Source organism: Pseudomonas canadensis, from assembly GCF_030980095.1.
GTDB lineage: Bacteria > Pseudomonadota > Gammaproteobacteria > Pseudomonadales > Pseudomonadaceae > Aquipseudomonas > Aquipseudomonas canadensis.
The window spans coordinates 2,582,326-2,604,467 of sequence record NZ_CP133298.1; the positions used below are offsets into that span (position 1 = coordinate 2,582,326).

At 61.4% G+C, this 22,142-nt stretch carries 26 protein-coding genes; 15 read left to right on the forward strand and 11 right to left on the reverse strand.

Going from position 1 to position 22,142, the window contains the following annotated elements; genetic code table 11:
- Nucleotides 1–234 precede the first annotated feature (234 nt).
- Nucleotides 235–2,736 (forward strand): TonB-dependent siderophore receptor, encoded by a 2,502-nt coding sequence (locus RB216_RS11830; protein WP_068938014.1) that lies wholly within the window; start codon nucleotides 235–237, stop codon nucleotides 2,734–2,736.
- 58 nt (nucleotides 2,737–2,794) lie between these two features.
- On the opposite strand, the gene RB216_RS11835 is transcribed toward RB216_RS11830, so the two are convergent.
- Nucleotides 2,795–3,376 carry an LOG family protein gene (locus RB216_RS11835; RefSeq protein ID WP_068938015.1) on the reverse strand — a complete coding sequence of 194 codons (582 nt, stop codon included), beginning with the start codon at nucleotides 3,374–3,376 and terminating at the stop codon, nucleotides 2,795–2,797.
- A gap of 81 nt (nucleotides 3,377–3,457) precedes the next feature.
- On the reverse strand, nucleotides 3,458–4,843 hold the full coding sequence (gene pdxR / locus RB216_RS11840; protein ID WP_308908731.1) for a MocR-like pyridoxine biosynthesis transcription factor PdxR: 1,386 nt from the start codon (nucleotides 4,841–4,843) through the stop codon (nucleotides 3,458–3,460).
- Between the two features lie 183 nt (nucleotides 4,844–5,026).
- On the opposite strand from pdxR, the gene RB216_RS11845 reads away from it, so the two are divergent.
- On the forward strand, nucleotides 5,027–5,467 hold the full coding sequence (locus tag RB216_RS11845) for a carboxymuconolactone decarboxylase family protein (RefSeq protein ID WP_122685265.1): 441 nt from the start codon (nucleotides 5,027–5,029) through the stop codon (nucleotides 5,465–5,467).
- A 92-nt stretch (nucleotides 5,468–5,559) separates the two neighbouring features.
- Nucleotides 5,560–5,889: a hypothetical protein gene (locus RB216_RS11850; protein WP_025999890.1), complete on the forward strand. Its 330-nt coding sequence runs from the start codon at nucleotides 5,560–5,562 to the stop codon at nucleotides 5,887–5,889.
- Between the two features lie 4 nt (nucleotides 5,890–5,893).
- On the opposite strand, the gene RB216_RS11855 is transcribed toward RB216_RS11850, so the two are convergent.
- Complete coding sequence (locus RB216_RS11855; RefSeq protein WP_308908732.1) at nucleotides 5,894–6,793, reverse strand: LysR family transcriptional regulator; 900 nt, start codon at nucleotides 6,791–6,793, stop codon at nucleotides 5,894–5,896.
- A gap of 109 nt (nucleotides 6,794–6,902) precedes the next feature.
- Between RB216_RS11855 and RB216_RS11860 the strand changes: the two genes are divergently transcribed.
- The 5 genes from RB216_RS11860 to RB216_RS11880 all read left to right on the forward strand — a co-directional run bounded on the left by RB216_RS11860 (nucleotide 6,903) and on the right by RB216_RS11880 (nucleotide 10,433).
- A complete protein-coding gene (locus RB216_RS11860; RefSeq protein WP_028616447.1) occupies nucleotides 6,903–7,940 on the forward strand; it encodes an AbrB family transcriptional regulator in 1,038 nt (345 codons plus the stop codon).
- 66 nt (nucleotides 7,941–8,006) lie between these two features.
- Nucleotides 8,007–8,702 (forward strand): fumarylacetoacetate hydrolase family protein, encoded by a 696-nt coding sequence (locus RB216_RS11865; RefSeq protein WP_028616446.1) that lies wholly within the window; start codon nucleotides 8,007–8,009, stop codon nucleotides 8,700–8,702.
- A gap of 36 nt (nucleotides 8,703–8,738) precedes the next feature.
- Complete coding sequence (locus RB216_RS11870; RefSeq protein WP_308908733.1) at nucleotides 8,739–9,647, forward strand: helix-turn-helix transcriptional regulator; 909 nt, start codon at nucleotides 8,739–8,741, stop codon at nucleotides 9,645–9,647.
- A gap of 74 nt (nucleotides 9,648–9,721) precedes the next feature.
- Nucleotides 9,722–10,168 (forward strand): GNAT family N-acetyltransferase, encoded by a 447-nt coding sequence (locus RB216_RS11875; protein WP_308908734.1) that lies wholly within the window; start codon nucleotides 9,722–9,724, stop codon nucleotides 10,166–10,168.
- A gap of 4 nt (nucleotides 10,169–10,172) precedes the next feature.
- Entirely contained in the window at nucleotides 10,173–10,433 is a 261-nt protein-coding gene (locus tag RB216_RS11880) for a hypothetical protein (protein WP_073860003.1), read from the forward strand.
- Between the two features lie 266 nt (nucleotides 10,434–10,699).
- Here RB216_RS11880 and RB216_RS11885 read toward each other — a convergent pair whose 3' ends face one another.
- Nucleotides 10,700–11,644, reverse strand: a complete 945-nt coding sequence (locus tag RB216_RS11885; protein ID WP_028616443.1) for a sensor domain-containing diguanylate cyclase — start codon at nucleotides 11,642–11,644, stop codon at nucleotides 10,700–10,702.
- 247 nt (nucleotides 11,645–11,891) lie between these two features.
- On the opposite strand from RB216_RS11885, the gene RB216_RS11890 reads away from it, so the two are divergent.
- Entirely contained in the window at nucleotides 11,892–12,140 is a 249-nt protein-coding gene (locus RB216_RS11890) for a DUF1652 domain-containing protein (RefSeq protein WP_028616442.1), read from the forward strand.
- On the opposite strand, the gene RB216_RS11895 is transcribed toward RB216_RS11890, so the two are convergent.
- A complete protein-coding gene (locus RB216_RS11895; RefSeq protein ID WP_162834922.1) occupies nucleotides 12,137–12,277 on the reverse strand; it encodes a hypothetical protein in 141 nt (46 codons plus the stop codon). The two genes, RB216_RS11890 and RB216_RS11895, sit on opposite strands and share 4 nt — an antisense overlap.
- A 213-nt stretch (nucleotides 12,278–12,490) precedes the next feature.
- On the opposite strand from RB216_RS11895, the gene RB216_RS11900 reads away from it, so the two are divergent.
- The 4 genes from RB216_RS11900 to RB216_RS11915 are packed head-to-tail and all read left to right on the forward strand — an operon-like array spanning nucleotide 12,491 to nucleotide 14,309.
- Nucleotides 12,491–12,802: a YXWGXW repeat-containing protein gene (locus RB216_RS11900; RefSeq protein WP_028616441.1), complete on the forward strand. Its 312-nt coding sequence runs from the start codon at nucleotides 12,491–12,493 to the stop codon at nucleotides 12,800–12,802.
- A 15-nt stretch (nucleotides 12,803–12,817) separates the two neighbouring features.
- Nucleotides 12,818–13,396, forward strand: a complete 579-nt coding sequence (locus RB216_RS11905) for an RNA polymerase sigma factor (protein WP_068938022.1) — start codon at nucleotides 12,818–12,820, stop codon at nucleotides 13,394–13,396.
- Entirely contained in the window at nucleotides 13,393–13,824 is a 432-nt protein-coding gene (locus tag RB216_RS11910; protein ID WP_068938023.1) for a hypothetical protein, read from the forward strand. Before RB216_RS11905 ends, RB216_RS11910 begins: the two co-directional genes overlap by 4 nt.
- A complete protein-coding gene (locus RB216_RS11915) occupies nucleotides 13,821–14,309 on the forward strand; it encodes a periplasmic heavy metal sensor (protein ID WP_308908735.1) in 489 nt (162 codons plus the stop codon). Before RB216_RS11910 ends, RB216_RS11915 begins: the two co-directional genes overlap by 4 nt.
- 57 nt (nucleotides 14,310–14,366) lie before the next feature.
- On the opposite strand, the gene RB216_RS11920 is transcribed toward RB216_RS11915, so the two are convergent.
- Together RB216_RS11920 and RB216_RS11925 are read right to left on the reverse strand one after the other, a co-directional pair.
- The gene (locus RB216_RS11920; RefSeq protein WP_068938025.1) at nucleotides 14,367–14,681 is read right to left on the reverse strand and encodes an SCP2 sterol-binding domain-containing protein; all 315 of its coding nucleotides are present in this window, start codon (nucleotides 14,679–14,681) and stop codon (nucleotides 14,367–14,369) included.
- 56 nt (nucleotides 14,682–14,737) lie between these two features.
- Nucleotides 14,738–15,448 carry a histidine phosphatase family protein gene (locus RB216_RS11925; protein ID WP_305384916.1) on the reverse strand — a complete coding sequence of 237 codons (711 nt, stop codon included), beginning with the start codon at nucleotides 15,446–15,448 and terminating at the stop codon, nucleotides 14,738–14,740.
- Nucleotides 15,449–15,641: 193 nt separating this feature from the next.
- Between RB216_RS11925 and sohB the strand changes: the two genes are divergently transcribed.
- Nucleotides 15,642–16,667, forward strand: a complete 1,026-nt coding sequence (sohB, locus tag RB216_RS11930) for a protease SohB (protein WP_010210988.1) — start codon at nucleotides 15,642–15,644, stop codon at nucleotides 16,665–16,667.
- 6 nt (nucleotides 16,668–16,673) lie between these two features.
- On the opposite strand, the gene RB216_RS11935 is transcribed toward sohB, so the two are convergent.
- A complete protein-coding gene (locus RB216_RS11935; protein WP_028616435.1) occupies nucleotides 16,674–18,209 on the reverse strand; it encodes an MFS transporter in 1,536 nt (511 codons plus the stop codon).
- Between the two features lie 150 nt (nucleotides 18,210–18,359).
- Between RB216_RS11935 and RB216_RS11940 the strand changes: the two genes are divergently transcribed.
- The gene (locus RB216_RS11940) at nucleotides 18,360–19,256 is read left to right on the forward strand and encodes a LysR family transcriptional regulator (RefSeq protein WP_028616434.1); all 897 of its coding nucleotides are present in this window, start codon (nucleotides 18,360–18,362) and stop codon (nucleotides 19,254–19,256) included.
- Here RB216_RS11940 and dhaL read toward each other — a convergent pair.
- The 3 genes from dhaL to RB216_RS11955 all read right to left on the reverse strand — a co-directional run bounded on the left by dhaL (nucleotide 19,213) and on the right by RB216_RS11955 (nucleotide 22,135).
- Complete coding sequence (gene dhaL, locus RB216_RS11945) at nucleotides 19,213–19,860, reverse strand: dihydroxyacetone kinase subunit DhaL (protein ID WP_028616433.1); 648 nt, start codon at nucleotides 19,858–19,860, stop codon at nucleotides 19,213–19,215. The genes RB216_RS11940 and dhaL overlap by 44 nt on opposite strands.
- A 3-nt stretch (nucleotides 19,861–19,863) precedes the next feature.
- Entirely contained in the window at nucleotides 19,864–20,865 is a 1,002-nt protein-coding gene (locus RB216_RS11950; RefSeq protein WP_308908736.1) for a dihydroxyacetone kinase subunit DhaK, read from the reverse strand.
- Nucleotides 20,866–21,019: 154 nt separating this feature from the next.
- Entirely contained in the window at nucleotides 21,020–22,135 is a 1,116-nt protein-coding gene (locus tag RB216_RS11955) for an MDR/zinc-dependent alcohol dehydrogenase-like family protein (RefSeq protein WP_308908737.1), read from the reverse strand.
- Between the last annotated feature and the right edge of the window lie 7 nt (nucleotides 22,136–22,142).

A 22,142-nucleotide genomic window follows, 5' to 3' on the forward strand; every position in this document is an offset into this window, starting at 1 on the left:
GGCAAGGCGTCGGAGCATGCCGTAGCAAAACGCAGCGGGATGAGCGGTTGAGAAATTCAGAAAGGGCTGACTGAACACGGGGAAAAAACGCAAAAAACCAACCCAAAGGGCTACAGAAAAAAGCGACAAAACTGATTGCAGCGCGGCAGCTTAAATAAAAATCGCTCTCATCCTTGCCCGATTTTCCGACATGGCCGTCATGGTTAATAGAACCTCCCTTACGCAGGATTTCCCATGTCGCGCCTTGCTCGTCCCTTGCACCCACTGGCCTTGTCAGTGGCGATGGCTTTTGCCGCCGTGCCGTTGCTGACCGTCCAGTCCTCCTTTGCCGAAGAGAGCAGCAGCGCCGTGCGCAGTTTCTCGATTCCCGCCGGTGATTTGAGCCAGGCGCTCAATAGCCTGGCCGAGCAGGCGGGCCTGGTGCTGGCGTTTGATGCAAGCCTGACGCGCGGCAAGCGCAGTAAGGGTTTGAGCGGGCAATACGACACCGATGTGGCGCTGAACCAGTTGCTCGACGGTAGCGGCTTGCAGGCCTTGAAGATTTCCGCCGACCGCTACCGCCTGGAAGCTATCCCGGATAACGGCGGGGCCATGGAGTTGCAGGCCACCACCATCAGCGGCGCATACCAGACCGAAAGCCCGACCGGGCCGGTGTCCGGCTATGTGGCCACGCGTAGCTTGTCGGGCACCAAGACCGACACCGCGCTGATCGAAACGCCGCAATCGATCTCCATCGTCACCAAAGACCAGATGCGCGCGCAAAACGCCGAGAGCCTCAACCAGATCCTGCGCTACAGCGCCGCCGTCATTCCGGAGACCCGTGGCGCCACCGCATCGCGCCTGGACCAGTTGACCATCCGGGGTTTCTCACCGGCCACTTACCTCGACGGCCTGCGCATGCCCTCGAGCCGTGACGCCTTGCCGCAAAAGGACGCTTTTGACCTGGAACGCGTCGAAGTGCTACGCGGCCCGGCCTCGGTCCTTTACGGCCAGGGTACGCCGAGCGGCGTGATCAACATGGTCAGCAAGCGCCCGCTGGACACGCCGTTTCACGAAGTGGGCGTGGAATACGGCACGTTCAACAAGAAGCGTACGACCTTCGACCTGAGTGGCCCATTGGATGATCAGGGCGTGTATTCCTACCGCGTGGCCGGGCTTTTCGACGATGCCGACGGGCAGGTAGAACACACCGAGACGCGCCGCCAGTCGCTATCCAGCGCCTTCACCTGGCGCCCGGACGACGCGACCTCGCTGACCCTGCTCGGGCATTTCCAGAAGGACCCCAAAGGCGCGTCCTACGGTTCGGTGCCGGCCTGGGGCTCGGTGCTGCACAGCCCGACCGGGCGCAGCATCGATGTGGATTTCTACGACGGTGAAAAGAATTTCGAGAAAAGTGACCGCGAGTACTACAGCATCGGCTGGGCATTCGAGCATCACTTCGATGACGTGTGGACCGTGCGCCAGAATGCGCGTTACCTGCGCAGCGAAGGCCAGTACCGCAGCCTCTACAGCAACTACCTGATGGCGGACTATCGCACCATCCGCCGCTCGACCATCGCCAGCGATGTCGACCTGGATGCCTACACCCTCGACAACCAAGTGCAGGCCAAATTCGATACCGGCCCGTTGCAGCACACCTTGCTGATGGGGCTCGACTACCAGAACACCAGCACCGATACCCTGTCCGGCTCGGGCGTGTACACCGCCGGCCCGACCCAGGATATTTTCAATCCGGTCTACGGCGCGGCCGTTCCGGTGCCGGCCTACACCACCGACGGCACCTCGCGCAGCGAGCAGACCGGCGTGTACCTGCAAGAACAGATGAAATGGGACAAATGGGTCCTGTTGCTGGGCGGGCGCTATGACTGGGCCAGCACCGACAGCAGCACCAAGACGATTCGCACCGGCGCCAAATCCGAGTCGTCCCTGGACAGCAAGGCGTTTACCGGCCGTATCGGCCTGGTCTATCTGTTTGATAATGGCCTGGCACCCTATGCCAGCTACGCCGAGTCGTTCAACCCGCAGTCGGGCACCGGCTACGGCGGTTCGGTGTTCAAGCCGACCGAAGGCAAGCAGTACGAAATCGGCATCAAGTACCAGCCGCCAGGCAGCAACAGCTTTATCACGGCAGCGATCTTCGACCTGCGCCAGACCAACGTGCTGACCACCGATCCGGACCCGACTCATCTGTGCGGCTCCGGACGCTGCCAGAGCCAGGACGGTGAAGTGCAATCCCGTGGCTTTGAGCTGGAAGGCAAGGCCAGCCTCAATGACAACCTGGACATCACCGCGGCCTACGCCTACTTGGACAACCGCATCAGCAAGTCCAACAACACCGTGCGGTATGCGCCCGTCAGTGACATCGGCGTAGGCCCGGCCATCGCGGCCGAAGGCACCACCACCTACGGCGTGCCGCGTCACACCGCCTCGGCGTGGGCCGACTACACCTTCCACGATGGCAACCTCAAGGGCTTCGGTGCCGGTGCGGGGGCTCGGTATGTCGGCTCGTCCTGGGGTGATACGGCCAACACCCTGAAGGTGCCGGGCTACACCCTGTTCGATGCAGCGGTGCACTACGACATCCCGAACATCACCAGCCTGAAGGACAACCTGCGCCTGGCGCTCAATGCCACCAACCTGGCGAATAAAGAGTATGTCGCGTCCTGCTACTCCTATTCGTGGTGCTGGTATGGCTCGCAGCGCACCGTACAGGCAAGCGCTACGTACCAGTGGTGAGGTAAAAAATGGCCTTGGCGAAAGGATTCGGGAGCAGCATCGCCAAGGCCGAAACGGGCTAGCGCTTAGCGGGCTCAATCCATTTGTTGACCACCGGCGCCTGCCACCGCCCAAGGGCATCGAGCAGGGCGCCGGGGTTGTCTTCGACGATCAGCATTTGGCTGTGTTCGGCCTTGATGAAGCCTTCTTGCACGCCGTGCGCGAACAGGCCCTGCAACGGCACGAAAAACTGTGCGGTGTTCAGGCAGGCCACGCCTTTGTGGTGCTCGCCCAATTGCGTCAAGGTCATCGCTTCCAGCAATTCTTCAAAGGTGCCGAGGCCACCGGGCAGGGCGATGAAGCCATCGGCCAGTTCGCTCATGCGCGCTTTGCGGCTGCGCATGTCTTCGGTGATTTCATAGGTGCTGAGCCCTGGATGCATGTGCCCGAGTTCATGCAGCAATCGGGTGATGACGCCGATCACTTCGCCACCCTCGGCCAGTGCGCTGTCGGCAATCACGCCCATCAGGCCTTTGGCACTACCGCCGTAGACCAGGCGAATACCGCGCCGGGCGATTTCGCGGCCCAGCGCTTTGGCGTCTTCACTGTAGCGAGGGTGGGTGCCGAAGTTGGAGCCGCAAAACACCGTGAGACTGCGCATTAGAAATCCTGGCTGGGGGGAGGGCGTCGCAGTTTCACGGCTGTTGGCCGACAAGAACAGCGCCAAGAAATCACCTGATGACTAGGCCACCAAGCATTCCAGGATGCGCCGGCCCAGTGCTTCGGCGCTGGTCTGGGAGTCGATGTTGGCAAACCCCAACAGCAGGCCGGGACCGGAGTGCTGCACGACATTCCATTCGCTCAAGGCTTCCGCGAAGAGACCGACGCTTGCCAGTTTCTGCACCAGCAAGCGGTCCGATTGCGGGGTCTTGAACCGCAGGATCAGGTGCATCCCGCCAGGTTGTGCATCAATGGAAATATGCGCGCCTAATACCTTGCGCAACCCGTTGGCGGTGGCTTCGCGGCGCTCGCCGTACAGCTTGCGCATGCGCTGGATATGCCGGGCGAAATGCCCTTCGGCGATAAAACTGGCGACGATGGCCTGGGTCAGTTCCGGGCAGTTGCCGAGGAAGCTCTGGCTGACCTGTTCGAAACGCCCGACCTGGGAAGCGGGTACCACTAGGTAGGCCAGGCGAATGCCGGGGAACAGCACTTTGCTGAAGGTACCCGCGTAAAGCACCCGGCCCTCGCGGTCCAGGCTCTTGAGGGCAGGTAATGGGCGGCTGATGTAACGGTACTCGCCGTCGTAGTCGTCCTCGATGATCCAGGCGTGTTCACGGCGGGCCCAGTTCAGCAGTTCCAGGCGGCGCGGCAGCGACAGCGACACACACAGCGGGCTTTGATGGGCCGGGGTGACGACCACGGCGCGGGCGGCGCTGAGGTGCTGTACGCAGAGGCCGTCCTGATCCACAGGCACGGGGATGGACTTGATCTGCAAGTGGTCCAGCAGTGGTCGTGTGGGCAGATAACCAGGGTCTTCGACCAGCACCGCGTCGCCGGGTGAGAGCAACGCATGGGTGACCAGGCTCAGGGTGTTGCGGTAGCCCGACGTGACGAAGATCTGTTCCGGCGTGCAGTGGATCCCCCGCGCCACCTGCAAGTAACTGGCGATAGCGGTGCGCAGCGAAGGCAGGCCGTAGACCGGCGGGTTGGACATGTCCGCCAGTTGTGTGGCACGCACGCAGCGGGCGGCGATTTTCGACCAGATCTTGCGTGGGAAGGCGTCCAGCGCCGGCAGGCCCATCTGGAAGGGGCGCACCTGTGACTGTTGTCGCACTGCGTTGTAGGGCGTGATGACCACGGGCGTAGGTTGGGCGCTCTCGATGCCGTGGGCCACCACCGTGCCTGCCTGGCCGCGAGGTTCAAGGTAACCCTCGGCGGCCAGCAATGCGTAGGTGCTGTCGATCATGCCGCGCGCCAGCCCCAGTTCCTTGGCCAGCGCCCGTGCTGCCGGGACACGTTGGCCAGGCTTGAGCAGGCCCTCCGCGATGGCGCTGCGAAAGCGCCAGTAAAGCTGGCGGTATATCGGCTCGGCCGAGGTAGGGTCCAAAGGTGGCAACGTGTGCATGGGGGAGATTTCCTGGTCGCGGCTGCCTTAACTGTAGCGGCTGCATGACCTGTACCCAAGGACCATAACTGCAACATTTGACTAGACCATCATGGTCCGGTCACCGGGCCCATTCTTGGCTCTTTAGAGGTGAGCCATGGCGCTGCAACATGGTGCCTTCACTCAACGTCAACAGGATTTATCATGACCACTCGCCTCGATTACACCCAAGCATCCCCGGAAGGCTACAAGGCTTTCGGTGGCGTCTATGTCTACCTGCAGAACAGCGGCTTGCCCAAGGCGCTGATCGACCTGGTTTACCTGCGCGTCTCGCAGATCAACGGCTGCGCCTTCTGCATCGACATGCACTCGCGTGACCTGCTCAAGCAAGGCTTGGCCGTGGACAAGCTGGTGCTGGTGCCGGTGTGGAACGACGCACGGGATGTGTTCACCGCCCGCGAACGTATCGCCCTGGCTTTCGCTGAAGCGGTCACCCGCAGCGACGTCTCGGACGCAGAGTACGCAGCGGCCGCCGCCGAGTTCAGCGCCAAGGAGCTGGCCGACCTGACTTACGGCATTGCCTTGATGAACGCATTCAACCGCCTGGGCATCACCTTCCGCACCACGCCGGCTGCGGCTAACTGAAACCTTGCGCAATAAGGCAATTTAATGGCCCCTTTGTAACAAAATCCTCGCCAGAATCGCTTTTATTTTCAGGTGGTTAGGTGAGGATGCAAATGCGCTCTGTTGGAATCATGCTGATCGCCTGCTCCCTGGCCGGCGGCGCGGCTGCCGTGCAGGCACGGGAGCTGCGCGAGGGTGACAAGTACATGTGCAGTTGGGGCGCCGGCACCGCAGCCAGGGCTCAGGAACTCAAGCTGTCGGGCGTGTCGTTGTACGCGGCGCGGCAGAAGATCCAAAGCATGAAGTTCAGCAAATCATGGATGCGCATGATGGCTATGGGCATTACCGAACAGACCTACGACAGCCGTTCACGGCTCAAGCCCGAGGCGATCCGCCAGGGCTTCTATCAGGATTGCGTGCGCTACAAAGTCGCGCGCAAATAACGGCTTAACGTGACAGCGGCGAGCTGGCGTCTTCCTGGAAATACACCTTCGCCGTCTCAATAAACCGCCGATTGGCCTGGGACAGGTATTCGCTGGCGCGCCAGCACAGGTTGAAGTGCATGAATTGTGCCGGCTCGAATGAAACGCCGGCCAACCCTGGTTCTTGCTCCTGCACAGATCGTAGCAAGGTGGACACGCCCATGCCGTTGCGCGTGGCGGTAATCACCAACGGCACGAAGTTGCTTTCCAGGGCGATGTTGAAACGCACGCGGGCGTTGCTGCAAAAGGCGTCCAGCAGATGGCGCTGCAGGAAAGTGTTGTCGAACACCAGCATCGGTTCGTGTTGCAGCCGCTGCGCCGAGATGGACGAGAGGCCCGCCAGCGGGTGATTTTCGGCCATGCACAACACCATCTCATCGCTGCCGAGCAGCACCGACTCCCACGCCGGATCAACCCGCCGCGACTCCAACAACGCCACATCGATGTCCCGCGTGGCCAGGCGTTCGCTGATGTCATCGGCGCTGCCTTCCACCACATGCATGGCAATGCCGGGGTACTGTGCGCGAAATTGCATCAGCAGGTCGGGAATATGGCGGATGCCGTACATGGGCGGTACGCCCACGCGGATTTCGCCGCTGTGCAGTTGGGTCAGGTCCTGCAGCTCACGGCGGGCACCGGCCAAGCCTTCAAGGCACGCCTCGGCGCGTGCCAGGAACAGCTGGCCTTCGGCAGTCACGCTAATCTGCCGCGTCGCGCGGTTGAACAGGGCCACGCCCAACTCATCCTCCAACCGGCTCACCGCCATGCTCAGCGCCGGCTGTGCCACGTGCAACGCCTGGGCGGCTTTGGTGAAGCTGCCTTGACGGGCGATCTCGACGCAGTACTCCAGCGCTTTCAGGTTCATGACGGCTCGCATAACAAAGAGTGATGACTGGCTTCACAAATGGATATTTTCTGTGATGAAGGCAAGTCTATAGCCTGTCGGCATTCTTCTCCATGCCGAGTACCCCACCATGCCCAACCATTGGCTCTTCACACTGATTATCGGCGCGCTGGGCGGCAGTCTTGCCAGTTGGGCGGGGTGGCCGTTGCCCTGGGTGATCGGTTCGCTGGTCGCCGTGATGCTGACCCGTTGCGCTGGCAGCCTGGTGCCGGAAATTCCCCGTGGCCGCCAAGCCGGGCAACTCATCGTGGCGGTTGCCATCGGCTGTCATTTCACGCTGCCGGTGATGCAGCAGGTGGCGGCTCATCTCGGGCTGATCGTCACGGCGGTGTTGCTGACGCTGGTACTGGCGCTGTGTTCGGTGCTGATCCTGCATCGCTGGGGCGTGCCGTTCGGCACGGCGTTCTTCGCCTTGATGCCGGCCAACTCCAGCGAGATGGTGCACCTGGGCCGCCAACGCCAGGCGGACACCAGCTTTATTGCCGCCGCCCATAGCATCCGATTATTGCTGATTCTTTTGACGGTGCCGGCTGTCGCCACTTTCGGCATGCCCCCCGTCGCTGCGCATGCGCCATTGCCGGTGATCTGGCCCTGGCTGATCTTCATCCTCGCCGTGGGCTGGCTGGCGGCCTTGGGTTTCAAGCAGTGCAAGTTGCCTAACCCCTGGACCTTCGGGCCGTTCCTGATTTGCGCGGTGGGGGTGGGTTGCAATCACCTGTCGATGAGCATGCCGGGTTGGCTCAGCGGCAGCGGCCAGTTGCTGATTGGCTGCGCATTGGGCGTCGCGTTTGACCGCAGTTTCTTCCGCCGCACGCCGGGCCTGCTGGGCAAAGTGCTGCTGCTATTGATCGGTTCGGTGATTGCCAGCGCATTGGCCGCTTGGGCGCTGGGTGCCGGGTTGGGCATGCCGTGGCTGTCGCTGGCCCTGGGCATGATGCCCGGCAGCGCGCCGGAAATGAGCCTCACCGCCGAGGCCCTGGGTCTGGCCGTGACCCTGGTGACGGCGATGCAGGTGATCCGCATGTTGCTGATCCAGGCGGCGTGCCTGCCGTTGTATCGCCTGTTGGATCGGCCTTCTGAAGCACCGTCCAGTGCAAAATCTGCGTAGACCTGTCCAACTTCGCCCCGGCGCCACTCGCCATACTGGCGCCAGGTAACCGAAGAGGCCCACGCCATGACTGACTATGTATTCACACCTACGCCAACCCCCTCCCTGGCCGTGCAGGGCAGCGAAGCACGCTTCCCGCTACGCCGGGTGTTCTGTGTGGGTCGCAACTACAGCGAACACGCTCGTGAGATGGGGCATGACCCTGACCGCGAGCCGCCATTCTTCTTCATGAAACCGGCGGATGCCGTGGTGCCGGCCGAAGGCGTGATCGCCTATCCGCCGCTGACCGCCGACCTGCACCACGAAGTGGAGCTGGTGGTAGCCATCGGCAAGGGCGGTGTGGACATCAGCCCGGAACAAGCGTTTTCCCACATCTGGGGGTATGGCGTCGGCATCGACCTGACCCGCCGCGACCTGCAAGCCCAGGCGAAAAAGCTGTCACGCCCGTGGGATTGGGCCAAGGCTTTCGATGCGTCCGCACCGACGACTGCGCTGCAACCGGTGAGCGTGGTCGGGCATCCGTCCAGCGGCAAGATCTGGCTCAACGTGAACGGTGAACAGCGCCAGGTGGGCGACCTGGCCGACCAGATCTGGTCCGTCAGTGAAGTGATCAGCCATGCGTCGAAGTCCGTCGCGCTCAAAGCCGGCGACCTGATCTTCACCGGTACGCCCGCAGGCGTCGGTGCGTTACAACCGGGCGACGAGATCAGCGCTGGCATCGACGGCATCGGCGAGTTGCGTTTCACCCTCAGCCAGGGTTGAGGCTACAGTGGTGCCCAGGCCACCCGAGAGACCGTTATGCCAGGCACCCGCGTCACCACTTACGGCATGGAACAGCGCAGCGACCGCCCCGACTTCTACATTCGCGACAAACGCGGGCGAGCGGCGCTGACCAGCCCCCATCGCCATGAGTATTTCCAGATCCAGATCAACCTCGGCGGCGACACCGTGCAGCATATCGGCGGCGCGGTGCGGCCGTTTCCGCGCAAGGCCCTGGCGTTCATCTTGCCCCATCGCTTGCATGTGATTCCCCATCCTGAAGATGGCGAATTCATGCTGATCAACTTCAGCCAGGCGTTTTTCCTACCGCAGCTCACCTGCGATCCCCTGGACCTGGAAGACATTCCCATCGGCCAGGCGCCGGAGCTGTCGCCGTTTCGCTTCCAGGAGCAGTTGGACTTCATTCTCGAAGACGCGGCGTTCGAGCAGGTGCAAACCTGGCTTGCCCACATGCGCGAACTCGATGCCCACCGCACCTTCGGCGCCCGCGAACGCCTCAAGGGCTACCTGTTTCAACTGATCGGCCTGGTCTGTGAGCAGTACGCCGAGCCCTTGCAGGCTTTCGCCGCCAACAATGCCACGCGGCGCGGGCGCAAGGATGCGTTGGCACGGGTGCAGGGCTATATCCGCGAGCACTTGCATGAACCGACCCTCAACCTCACGGATGCAGCGGCGGCGGCGTTCCTGTCGCCCAACTACCTCACTCACTTGTTGCGCAAGGAAACCGGCAAACCCTTCTCGCAACTGGTGCTCGACCGGCGCATGCAGATGGCGCGCACCTTGTTGTTCAACAGTGCGCAAATGATTGGCGTGATCGCGCACCGCTGCGGTTTCACCGACGAGGCGTATTTTTCCCGGTGTTTCCGCAAGGCCCATGGGGTGGCGCCAGGGCAGTTCCGTCGACAGCAGCAACGCGAGGCGCTGTAGGGCGTTTTACAAATCCACGACATTCACTGTGTTTCTATTTGCATACAATTGCGCCCTCTACTAGGGAGGCCAGTATGCAAACGCTCATCCGCCTGGCGACGCAGGACGATGTCGACACGCTCTTCGCCATTCGCACCTCGGTGGTGCAAAACCATTTGAGTGTCGAGCAAATGGCCGACCTGGGCATAACGCCCCAGGTACTGGCTGACAGCGTCCGCGCAGCGCCCTGCGTTTGGATCGCCGAGGCGGAGGGTCAGCCTGCCGCTTTTGCCATGGTCGACCTGGCCGAAGGCGAGGTATTCGCGATGTTCGTGCGGCCGGCTTTCGAGAACCTGGGCCTGGGCCGTCAACTGATGGCGGTGGCTGAGGCCGCACTGTTTGAACACCATGATCGGTTGTTCTTGATTACCGACGGCCGTGACGGAGTCCGTGCCAACGGGTTTTATCAGCGGCTGGGTTGGAGCGTGGTCGGCCCGGTGGACGGCGATGATGTCCGTTACGAGAAGAGCAGGGCGCAATAACGTCATGAACCCACCCGAGCCGCCGTCGTCCAACAGCTTTCGCTACTTTGTGCTCGGTGTGCTCTGTGCTGCGGTGTTGCTGGGGTTCTATTTTGTGCGGCTCAACGCCGAGATTGACCGCGAGCGGGAAGCCGCCAACGAACGCCTGGCATTGTGCAGGCAGGTAGAAAGTGTAAGGCGCTCGGTACTGCCCAATAGCCTTGAAATACACGAAGCGTGTAAGCAATTGAATGGACGTATATCCAATAGTGCGACGCCGCTTTAATCCAATAGCCCTTTTTTATAAGTGGAAATAGTATCGGTAGTTGCACCAAAAAGTGGCACACATAGACCGCGCTACCTTAAAAAATGTGTGGTTATTGAATGACTTACAGCGATTTTAATCCGACGAAAGGATTAAAATAATCTTGTTACAGGTTTTTACAATCGTTACTATAGCCGGGCGTTCACCTCCCACGGTTTATGCATTTTTAAATCCCAAGTTTCCATCAGCTACTTGGGATTTTTTTTGCCTGCGATTTGACCTTCGCGTCACACTTCACCGTCAGCGAACTCCGCGCGCATCCGCCCATTGCGTTTGGCTTGATACAACAACTTGTCGACCTCTTCGACAAACCCCAGCATCGGACTGTCGGGTTTCACGATGCGCGTACCGACGCCCAGACTCAGGGTCAGCAGGTTCGACACCGCCGAAAAACCATGCTCGATCTGCTGCTGGCGGATCAGGTGCAGGCAGCGCTGCGCCACTTGCCTGGCAGACTCTGCGTCGGTTTCCGGGAGCAGCCACACGAACTCTTCGCCGCCGATACGTGCAATGAAATCCCGTGGTCGGTTGGCCGCCTGAGACAAGGTATTTGCAACTTGGCGCAGGCATTCATCGCCCTTGATATGGCCGTAATGGTCGTTGTATTGCTTGAAAAAATCGATATCCAGAATGATCAGCGACAGGGGCAATTGGCTGCGCTGGGCGCTGGCCCATTCGCGCTCCAGCACGGTGTCGAACATGCGCCGGTTGGCGATGCCGGTGAGGCCGTCCTGGTAGGAGTATTCCTCAAGTTGTTTTTGCAGGCGCACCAGGTGCTCTTCGGTCTTCTTGCGCTCGCTGATATCGAACATGAACCCGATTAGCGCCTCGACCTCGCCGTCCTTGCGCACCACATGCACCACATCGCGAATCCACACGTAGTCGCCATTCACGGTCAGCGCGCGGTAGTCCGCTTCGTGGTCCACCCCGGCGCGCGATTGCGACACGCAGAAATTCACCACATATTCCCGATCATCCGGGTGCATGCGCTCGACCCAGTCGTCCACGCTCACCCAACTCTGCGGGGTCCAGCCCAGCAAAGCCTCGATCTGCGGGCCGATGTAGCTGAAGGTCATGCTCTGCCAATCGATACGCCAAGGGATGGCCTTGGTCGACTCCAGCAAGGTCTTGTACACATCGCTGTCGGGCTGGCTCGGAGGGTCGATGCTCATGGTGGTTTGGCTCAGATGATGGCGAAAAGCCAAGAGCGTCTTGTGATCGACGCTTCGAGTCAAGCGCTCGCCAGCGCAGCAGACGAGAGGTCGAACAGCGGGTTTTCTGGCGTCAGTGATTCGGCGTTTTCGAGGCGAAATGAGGCATGGCTAACACTTTTGCATTAATGCTTCCATGCCCGGTAGAACCTCTTCTACTCTGTCTCCATCACAACTACCGGGTGAGGCCCAGGGATGGGAACTTGTCATGATTTCAATCGCTGATCTCAACCGCATCATGGCCTCGGGTTTCCTGCCGCTGGCGTGCGATTGCACGCTCAACAGCGACGGCTCGTTGCGCATCAATATCTTCGAGCCAGTGTCCGGCCGGGTCGACCTGCTGCTGACCGGCGTGTCCCCCGAAGGTTTGGACAGCATCCGTTCCATCTCAAACCTGATTGGCGAGTTGCGCACCGAAATCAAGGCCGGGCGCCGGGGTTTTGCGGCGGTCGGCTAGCCGTTGACGCTGTGGGTCGGCGTATCGAGCGCGCCGTAATAGCGCCAGCAGCAATGGCGGTGTTCCGGCACGATCACGCAGCCGCTGAGGCTGGCAATCAGCAGTGCGGCAACCAGCATATAAAGTCGGCGGGACATGGTGTTTCCTCTTGGGTTGATCAGCGTTAATCCTTCAACGTTGCCACCTGCGTAAATCCGTCGCGAAGCTTGCAAACCTTTCATCAAGCGCCTTCATGCCCTGGGCAATACTGCCTGCGACAATAATCTGCGCGTCCTGCGACGGATTTTTCGACACGCCCCGTTCAACCCATCAGCGACCGGCACTTTCGCCCGTTGCATGAAGGAGTTGCCATGAGACCCCTGGCCACATTGCGCTTTGCCTTGCTTGCTCCGCTGGCCCTTGCCGCGTTTGTCAGCACCCCGGTGTTTGCCCAGACCGAAATCATCATCCGCCAGGCGCCGCCACCGGAGCGTGTGGAAATGGTTCCTGTGGAGCGACCGGGCTACGCCTGGGACCGTGGCCACTGGCGCTGGGAAGGGCGTGGCTATGGCTGGGTGCCAGGCCACTGGCAGCCGGTGATGCGCAATGCGCGCTGGGAGCCCGGCCATTGGGAGGCCCACGGTCCCAACTGGTACTGGCGCGAAGGGCATTGGATCCGCTGACCGAGAATTGCCCGATTGAAAGACTCTGATCCGGACGTTGAACTGCTCGCACGTATCGGCAACAACGAACCTGCGGCCGTTAACGAAATGGTGACGCGCAAACTGCCGCGTCTGCTGGCGCTCGCCAGCCGGATCCTGGGGGATGCCGACGAAGCCAAGGACGTGGCCCAGGAAAGCTTCCTGCGCATCTGGCGCCAGGCGGCCAGTTGGCGCAGTGGCGAGGCGCGTTTCGACACGTGGCTGCATCGGGTGGCGCTCAACCTGTGCCATGACCGCTTGCGTCGGCGCAAGGAACGTCCTTTGAACGAGGAGGAGGCGCTGGAGCTGGCGGACAGCGCACCATCTCTGGATGAACAATTGGAAAGCGCCGACCGCAATGCGCGCATGGCCGCCGCGTTGGCCGCTTTGCCCGCGCGTCAGCGCGAGGCGATTGTGTTGCAGTACTACCAGGAGCTGTCGAACATCGACGCAGCGGCCCTGATGAATATCAGCGTCGAGGCACTGGAGAGCCTGCTATCGCGGGCCCGACGCCAGTTGCGCAGCCAACTTGCCGATACACCCGGGCTTGCCCGCCCAGGAAGGGGAACATCATGACACCCGAACGATTTGCTTATCTGGCCGACGCCTATGGCGCCAACCTACAGCGTTGGCCCCTGGCTGAGCGCGGGGCGGCTCAGGCGCTGCTCGACGGCGGTAATGTCAGTGCCCGAGAAGTGTTGGATCAGGCCAGTTGGCTCGACGCCCAACTGGACAGCCATCAACTGGCATTCACCGACCCGGCGCTGGCCCGGCAGATCCGCCAGTCGGCGCTGCGCCGGACGTCGTTCTGGTCGCGCTATGCCGCTTGGCTGTCACCGGCGGGACTGGTGGGCGTGGGTATTGCCGGTGTTGTCACCGGCATGCTGGTGGCGTCCATGAGCGTACCGCTGCCGATGGTGTCCGCCGAGGTGTTGCCCAGTGTGTTTGACCAGGGCGATGCGCAAGTCATCTTTACCGTCAATGCCGAGGAATCCGAGCAATGAGTACCCAATCCCTTAAACCGTGGTTGCTGGTCTCGGTGTTGCTCAATGTGTTTTTGATGGGCGGGGTGGGCGGGGCGGTTTACCACTGGATGGCCAGTGCCAAGCCTGCCGAGGCGGCGGTCAACCAGCATGGGCTGCGGCAGGCGATGGTCAAGTTGCCGCCGGAGCGGCGACGGGAACTGCGCCAGTTGTTGCGCCATAACCGTGCCGATAGCCAGCCGCTGGTAATGGCCGGGCGGGAGGCGCGGTTGGGGGTGATCAAGCAGTTGGAGGCACCGACGCTGGACCGGGATGTGCTGGTCACCGAATTGGCCAAGGCTCGCGAGGCGGATATGGCACTTCGTGCCTTGGTGGACACCACGCTGGCGCAGTTTGCCAGCACCTTGCCCCAGGTCGAGCGGCAAAAACTGGTCGAGGCGTTGTACCTGCGCGGGCAGGGCAAACCTAAAGAAAAACTCAAGGAGCCGGTAGCGGACTCAAAATAGCAGGCAAAAAAAATCCCGCCGGGAAGGGCGGGATCGGGATTCAGGGTTGCCCGTGAATCAAGCCGGGAACAGTTCGCTCAGCTTCATCGCCAGCATCATGTCGCCTTCGGTGCGCAGTTTGCCGCTCATGAAAGCCTGCATGCCGTCAGTGGAACCGTCGACGATGCCTTTCATGGTGTCGCCGTCCATCACCAGGGTGACCTGAGCGTCTGGGTTTTCACCTTCCTGCAGTTCGCAGGTCTTGTCTTTGACGACCAGCGAGAAGTTCTGGGTGTCGTCGATACGGAAACCGAACACCAGGTCCAGGCCGTCGGCGGCGGCTGGGTTGAATTTGGCTTTCATTGCTTCTACAGCTTTGGCTACGTCAGTCATGGTTTCGATCCTTTAGGGTAGAGTCCAGTGACCTTGGGGTCACGGTTGGCCGCAGTTCATCGGAATGTGATGAGCTGCGGCGCCTTCAACAGTTGCAAGTGGGTATGACTGTTGAAGGAAGCCAGTGCCACCTCGCGGCCGCGGAATTTCAGCTGGTTGAGCGAGGTGTTAACAATTTGCCAGTTCAGTTCGAAGGCCTGCGCGGCAGGCATCCGGGTAATCAGGTGGAGCAAGGCGGTGATGGTGCCGCCGGAGGTGAATACCGCAATTTTCTGCGTGTTGTCCGCCGCTTCAAGAATGCGTTGCAAGCCGCCCTGGACACGTTCCACAAAGCCCAGCCAACTCTCCAGCCCCGGTGGATCATAGGTGCCGGCCAGCCAGCGCTCGATGATCAGGGCGAAGATGCGCTGGAATTCGCTGCGGTTCTGCGCGGCATTGCGCAGGATCTCCAGGGCGTCGGGTTCGGTGGTGAGCAGATCGGGGAGCAGGGCGCGGATGATCGCGTCGGCATCGAATTCGTTGAAGGCGCTGTCGATTTCCAGCGGCGGCACCGGCAGGCCCAGGGCACTGTACTGATCGAACGCGGCGGTGGCGGTGTGCTGCTGGCGGCGCAGGTCGCCGGCCACACAGCGGTCGAACACCAGGCCCATGTCGGCCAAGTGGCGGCCGAGCACCTGTGCCTGTTCCACGCCGACGGGCGACAGGACGTCATAGTCGTCTGCACCGAAGGAGGCCTGGCCATGTCGAATCAGATAGATGCTGCCCACGTCCGTTTTCCCGGTACGTTGAAAGTCTGGCGAGGTTATGAGGATGCCTGCGAGCTGTCAATGAAAAAACATACGCTTGTTTTAAAAGCGCGTTGGAGAGCGCCTGGTGGCGGTTTGAGCACTGGCTCCCGGCAAGCCCCGTCGGTATGCTTGGGCAATCCGCGCCTGGCGCACTGCATTTGTAAGGAGAACCATGGATTTTTTGGCCGAATACGCGAGCTTTCTGGCGAAGACCGTCACTCTGGTGGTCGCTATTCTGGTGGTACTGATCAGCTTCGCGGCCCTGCGTAGCAAAGGTCGTCGCAAATCCGCCGGTCAATTGCAGGTCAGCAAACTCAATGATTTCTACAAGGGTTTGCGTGAACGCCTGGAATCGACGCTGCTCGACAAGGACCAGCTCAAGGCCCTGCGCAAGTCCGAAGGCAAGGCCGAAAAGAAGAAGGGCAAGCAGAAAGCCGAGGCCAAGCCACGGGTGTTCGTGCTGGATTTTGATGGCGATATCAAGGCGTCGGCCACCGAGAGCCTGCGCCATGAAATCACCGCTTTGTTGAGCCTGGCCACGCCGAAGGATGAAGTGGTGCTGCGCCTGGAAAGCGGCGGTGGCATGGTCCACAGCTACGGCCTGGCTTCGTCGCAACTGGCGCGTATCCGCCAGGCCGGCGTGCCGTTGACCGTGTGCATCGACAAGGTGGCGGCCAGCGGCGGCTACATGATGGCGTGCATCGGCGAGAAGATCATCAGCGCACCGTTTGCCATCCTCGGCTCCATTGGCGTGGTAGCGCAGTTGCCAAACGTCAACCGTCTGCTGAAAAAGCACGACATCGACTTTGAAGTGCTGACTGCCGGTGAGTACAAACGCACCCTCACGGTGTTTGGTGAAAACACCGAGAAGGGCCGAGAGAAGTTCCAGGAAGACCTGGACATCACCCATCAACTGTTCAAGAACTTCGTCTCGCGTTACCGCCCGCAGTTGGCGATTGATGACGTCGCGACCGGAGAAGTGTGGCTGGGTGTTGCAGCCCTCGACAAGCAACTGGTCGATGAGCTGCAAACCAGCGATGAATACCTGGCCACCAAGGCCAAGACCGCCGAGGTGTTCCACTTGCACTATGCCGAGCGCAAGAGCTTGCAGGAGCGCGTAGGCCTGGCGGCCAGTGGTTCGGTGGACCGCGTGCTGCTGACCTGGTGGAGCCGGTTGACCCAGCAGCGATTCTGGTAAAAATGCTCAGCGGTGCGCAGGTTTCATCGAGGCCTGTTGCACTGCTGGTATGGGGTTTCTCATTAATATCCCCACCACCAGCGCCCCCAGCAATCCCAACAACCCCGCCACCCACAGCACGCCACTGAACCCACCCACAAACGCCTGCCGTGCCAGCGGCTGCACCAACAGCCGTGCCGACTCCGGCAACAACCTCATCGCCGCTGGCATATCACCCGCGACGACGCGTGAAGCAATGCCGTTAACCTGGGCCCGCCATTGTGTGTCGATGCTTGCGCTCAACAACTGTTCGCTATGGCTGCTCAATAATGCCCCATACACACCGACCGCCAACATGATCGCGCTGAAGCGCATGGTGGTGCTCATACCGGACGCCATCCCGGCACGGTCTCGCGGCACGCAGGCCATGATGTTTTTTTGCGTATCGCCATTGAGCAGACCTGCCCCGGCCCCTGTCACCGCAATCGCCAAGGCAAAGGGCAGGTAACCCCCCACGTTTACCGCCCAGGCGCTCAAGAGGTTGCCGCAGCCCACCAGGGTCAAGCCGGCCGCCATCATCGTTGCTGGCGCGAAACGCCCCGCCAGGCGGGCGCCAATGCGTGGGCAGATCAACATGGTCAGCGCAAACGGCAGCATGCCCAGGCCCGAGGCGATCGCGGAGAACCCCAGGCCGTTCTGCAGGTAGAACGGCAACAAGGTCATCATCACCTGGGCACAGCCGGCGTAGGCGAACATGCCCAGCAAGGCTCCGATAAAGCGCGGGTGACGGAACAGTTGCAGGTCGACCATGGGGCGCTGTTGTACACGTTCGACGACGACAAATACGCCCAGCAAGGCCGCGCCGCCTATGAGCCGGGCGTAGGTCAACGGGCTGTCCCAGCCGATGCGATTGGCTTCGATCAAACCCCAGATCAGGCACAGCAAAGCGGCGCTGAAGGCCAGGCTGCCCCAAGGGTCGAGTCGCGCCGACTGGGTATCGCGGGATTCCTCAATGGCGCGCAGCACCAGCGCCATCAGCCCCAGGCCCACCGGCAAGTTGAGATAGAAAATCCAGCGCCAGCCCAGGTACTCGGTGATCAAGCCGCCCAAGGTCGGCGCGGCGGTCATGGCCACACCCATGCACGCGCCCCAGAAGGCCCAGGCTTTTGCCCGTTCCACGTCGTCATGGAAGGTGTGGCCGATGGAGGCGAGCGCCGAGGTCAATAGCAGGGCGGCGCCGACGCCTTTGATCGCGCGTGCGATGTCCAGGAACACAGCGTTGGGCGCTGCGCCGCAGCCCAGGGAGGCCAGGATAAAAATGCTCAGCCCCCAAATCAGGGTCTTCTTGCGGCCAAAGCGATCGGCGATGCTGCCGGCGGGCAACAACAGTGCGGCAAAGGCCAGCATATAGGCGCTGACGACCCACTCGATGTCGGCAAAGTTCGCCCCCAGGTCGCGGGCGATGCTGGGCAGCGTCACGGCGACGATGTTGGTGTCGAGCACGATCAGCGAGCAAACGCCGGATGCGGTCAGCAGTGTGAGGCGTGGACTGATCCGGCTCATGGTTGAATTACCTTGCAGGCAATACGAAGAAGGCGGTTGACGGGCATCGCAAGGGCTCTCTAGTATTCAGGTGCTGTGAGCTTATTCCCTCCCGGCAATATCTTTGTTAGTCGCCGTGAAGCACTTCATTACCTTTGAGCTAATGCTGTTATGGATATTCGTCATTTTCGCTATTTCCTGGCCGTTGCCCGCCAGCGCAACTTCACGCGGGCCGCGGAGCACTTGGGCATTGCGCCCCCGACGTTAAGCCGTCAGATCCAAGACATGGAAGCGGCGCTGGGGACGCGTCTGTTTGTCCGCCAGCAACGCGAAGTCAGCCTGACCGAAGCTGGTGCTGCCTTATTGATCGAAGCCGAGGCTACCGTGCGCCAGTTCGAGTTCGCCCAGCGCAATGCTCAGCGCGCCGGACGTGGCGAGATCGGCCATATCGAATTGGGCTATGTGGCGTCGGCGGTGTATTCGGGCCTGTTGCAGCGGCAAATGCAGGCGTTCGGCCAGGCGTTTCCGGATGTGAGCGTGAATGTGCGCGAATGTGCGATGGCGACGTTGCCTGGCGCGGTAGCGGACGGGCGTGTCGATATCGGTTACATCCGCTCGCCCATGACGCTGCCGGAGGGGGTCGAGGCGGTGCGCCTGGACAGCGAAGGGTTTGTCTTGGCGCTGCCCCAGGACTCCTGGCTGCTGGGGCTCAAGGCCATCGGTTGCAAGCATTTGGAGAACGAGACATTCATCTTGCCGGAGCAAATCAGCGGCACCTTGCAGGTGGCCGCGCAAGGTGGCTACGCACCGCGCCTGGGGCCGCAACCCGGTGGGTTGGTGGCGGTGGTGGCGCTGGTGTCACTCGGGCAGGGCGTGGCGGTGGTGCCGGCGTCCATGGTGGGGCATGTCAGTTTGCCAGGCGTGGTGTACCGCAGCATTCAGGGCGTTGACGCATCGTCGTGGCTATCGCTGATTCACCGGCGCTTCGAAAAAGCGCCGGCGGTCGCGCGGTATATCCAGCAGGTCAAGCAGACAGTCGCGTCTGCACCGAATCGGCCAGACGCGTGAGGATCAGGCAGCACGACACCGCGCCGGCATCCAGCACGCCGAGGGAACGTTCGCCCAAGCGACTGGCGCGGCCGATCTTGGCCACCAGGTCCTTGGTCGAGTCGCGGCCCTGTGACGCGGCGGCTTTCATCGCATTCAGAGCGTCGCTGAAGGAGGCCCCTGAGGCATGCTCGCGCTCAAAAGCCTCAACCGCCGGGATCAAGGTGTCCATCAGGCATTTATCGCCCACACCCGCGTCCGTGATGTCCTGCAACGAGGTCAAGCCGCCGCGCAGCAAATGAGCAAAGGTTGCGGCGTCGATGTCATCACTGCTGCGCACTTCATCGGCCATGCCGATAAACAGGCTGCCATACAAAGGCCCCATGGAGCCGCCGATGCCTTCCATCAAGCTGAGGGTCAGCTCGTCGAGCGCCTCGGCCAGGGTCAGTTGGCGTCCTTCAATGGTGCGCCCGCAATGGGCGAAGCCCTTGGCCATGTTGATGCCGTGGTCGCCATCGCCGATGGCGCCGTCGATTTCACTGAGGTATTCGCGGTTGGCGACGATCACGCTGACCAGGTCGCTGACGATGGCGCCGCCGTCACAGGTGGAAAAATGCTGGCTCATGGTTTACTCCGCCTGGGTCATGCCGATGGAGCGGCAGGGTTGATCGATCAGGGTGGCAAGCTCTGCGTCGAGGCCGAGCAGGGTCAGGGTCACGCCCATCATTTCCAGGGAGGTGAAGTAGTTCCCGACGTAGCAGCGGTGAATCTTCAAGCCTTTGGCCGTGAGTTGTTTTTCGACCTCGGCATAGAAAACATACAACTCCATGACCGGCGTGGCGCCCAGGCCCGAGACCAGTACCACCACGCTGTCGTCCTGGCCGAAATCACGGTCGGCGAGGATCGGCGCGAGCATGCGTTCAGCCATGGCGGCAGCCGCTTCGATCGGGATCACCTCGATGCCCGGTTCGCCATGATGGCCGATGCCCAGCTCCATCTGGCCGTCAGGGATCTGGAAGTTCGGCTTGCCCACTGCTGCAATGGTGCAGGGGGTCAGGCCGATACCAATCGAGCGGCAGTTATCCACGGTTTTCTGTGCGACCCGGATCACCTCGTCCAAGTCGTAGTGCTGCACGGCAGCAGCGCCACCGATCTTCCACATGAAGATCTCCCCGGCCACGCCACGGCGCTTGGCAATCTCGGCCTTGGGGGCGGACGCTACGTCGTCGTTGGCGACCACCGTGCGGATGCGCATGTCTTTGCTGGCGGCCATTTTCATCGCCAGCTTCACGTTCATATTGTCGCCAGCGTAGTTACCGTAAAGGCAGGCCACGCCTGCGCCATGGTCGGCGGCGCGGAAGGCGTCGAAGAAACTCTTGGCGGTGGGTGAGGAAAAAATTTCGCCGACCGCCACGGCATCCACCAGGCCCGGGCCGACATAGCCAAGAAAAGCCGGCTCATGGCCCGATCCGCCGCCAGTGACAATGCCGACGCGGCCCGGCGCAGAAGGCTTGGCCTTGACGATGACGCGTGGGTTGGTCTCGAATTGGCGCAGTTCGGGGTGCGCGACCAGAATGCCGCGCAGCATGTCCTCGACCACCTGGTCCGGATCGTTGATGACTCGATTCATAACGCGGGTTCCTGTTCTTGTTCTAGTGGGCACATGGATCAACTGTGGGGGCTGGCTTACCGGCGATGGCGGTGTGTCAGATAACACCTGCATCGTCGGGTATGCCGCTATCGCCGGTAAGCCGGCTCCTACAAGGGTGTGTGTCGTCTGTGGGTCAGGGTTCCAGAACGACCTTCAGCGACTTGTCGCCGCGCTCCATCACCGCGAACGCTTCCTTGAAATCCGCCAGCGCGAATTTGTGGGTCACCACGTCGCGCATGTCGATCTTGCGGTTGCCGATAAAGTCGATGGCGCGTGGGTACATATACGGCCCTAGGTGTGAGCCGAGAATGTCGAGTTCCTTGCGATCACCAATGATCGACCAATCTACTGTGGCCTCGTCATTGAACACACTGAATTCGACGAAACGCCCCAGTTTTCGCAGCATTGCCAGGCCCTGGTTCACTGCCTTGTGGTGCCCGGTGGCTTCGATATAGATGTCGCAGCCATAGCCGTCGGTGATCTCGCGGATCTTCGCCAGCACGTCCAGCTCGGCCGGGTTCCAGACTTCGTCGGCGCCCATGCGCAGGGCCAGGGCGGCGCGTTCGGGTTTCATGTCCAGCACGATGAGCTTTTTCGGATTGCGCAGGCGCACGGCACCGATGATGCCCAAGCCCAGGGTGCCGGCGCCGGCGACCACCACGATGTCGTCGTGGTCGACATTGGCGCGTTCCGCCGCGTGCAGCGAGCAGGCCAGCGGCTCGATCAAAATCGCTTCGTCGGGGGCAATGGACTCCGGCACTGTGTGGATGATGCCTTCCTTGGTGAAGATCATGTACTGGGCCATGGCGCCCTGCACATTGTTCTGGAAGCCATACAGGTCGTGCTTCTGGCACATCCAGTATTGGCCGTGGTTGCAGAAGCGGCAGCCCCAGCACGGCACGATCTGTTCGGAAATCACCCGATCACCGACCTTCACTCCGCGTTTTTCTGCACCTGGGCCCAGGGCAACCACGCGGCAGACGAATTCATGGCCGGGGATCATCGGCGGCTTCACGTAGCGGGGTTGTTCGGCGTCACCCCAGAACGACGGGGCGCCGCGATAGGTCTTGATGTCGCCCATGCAGATGCCGCACAACTCGACTTTGGTGAGGATTTCATCGGGGCCGGGCGTAGGCACGTCGACGATTTCCAGGCGGTAATCTTCCGGGCCATGGCACACCACGGCCTGCATGGTTTTCGGGATGACTGGGGACAGTTGTTCGGGTGTGCGTTCGGTAACGGTGGACATGACAAAA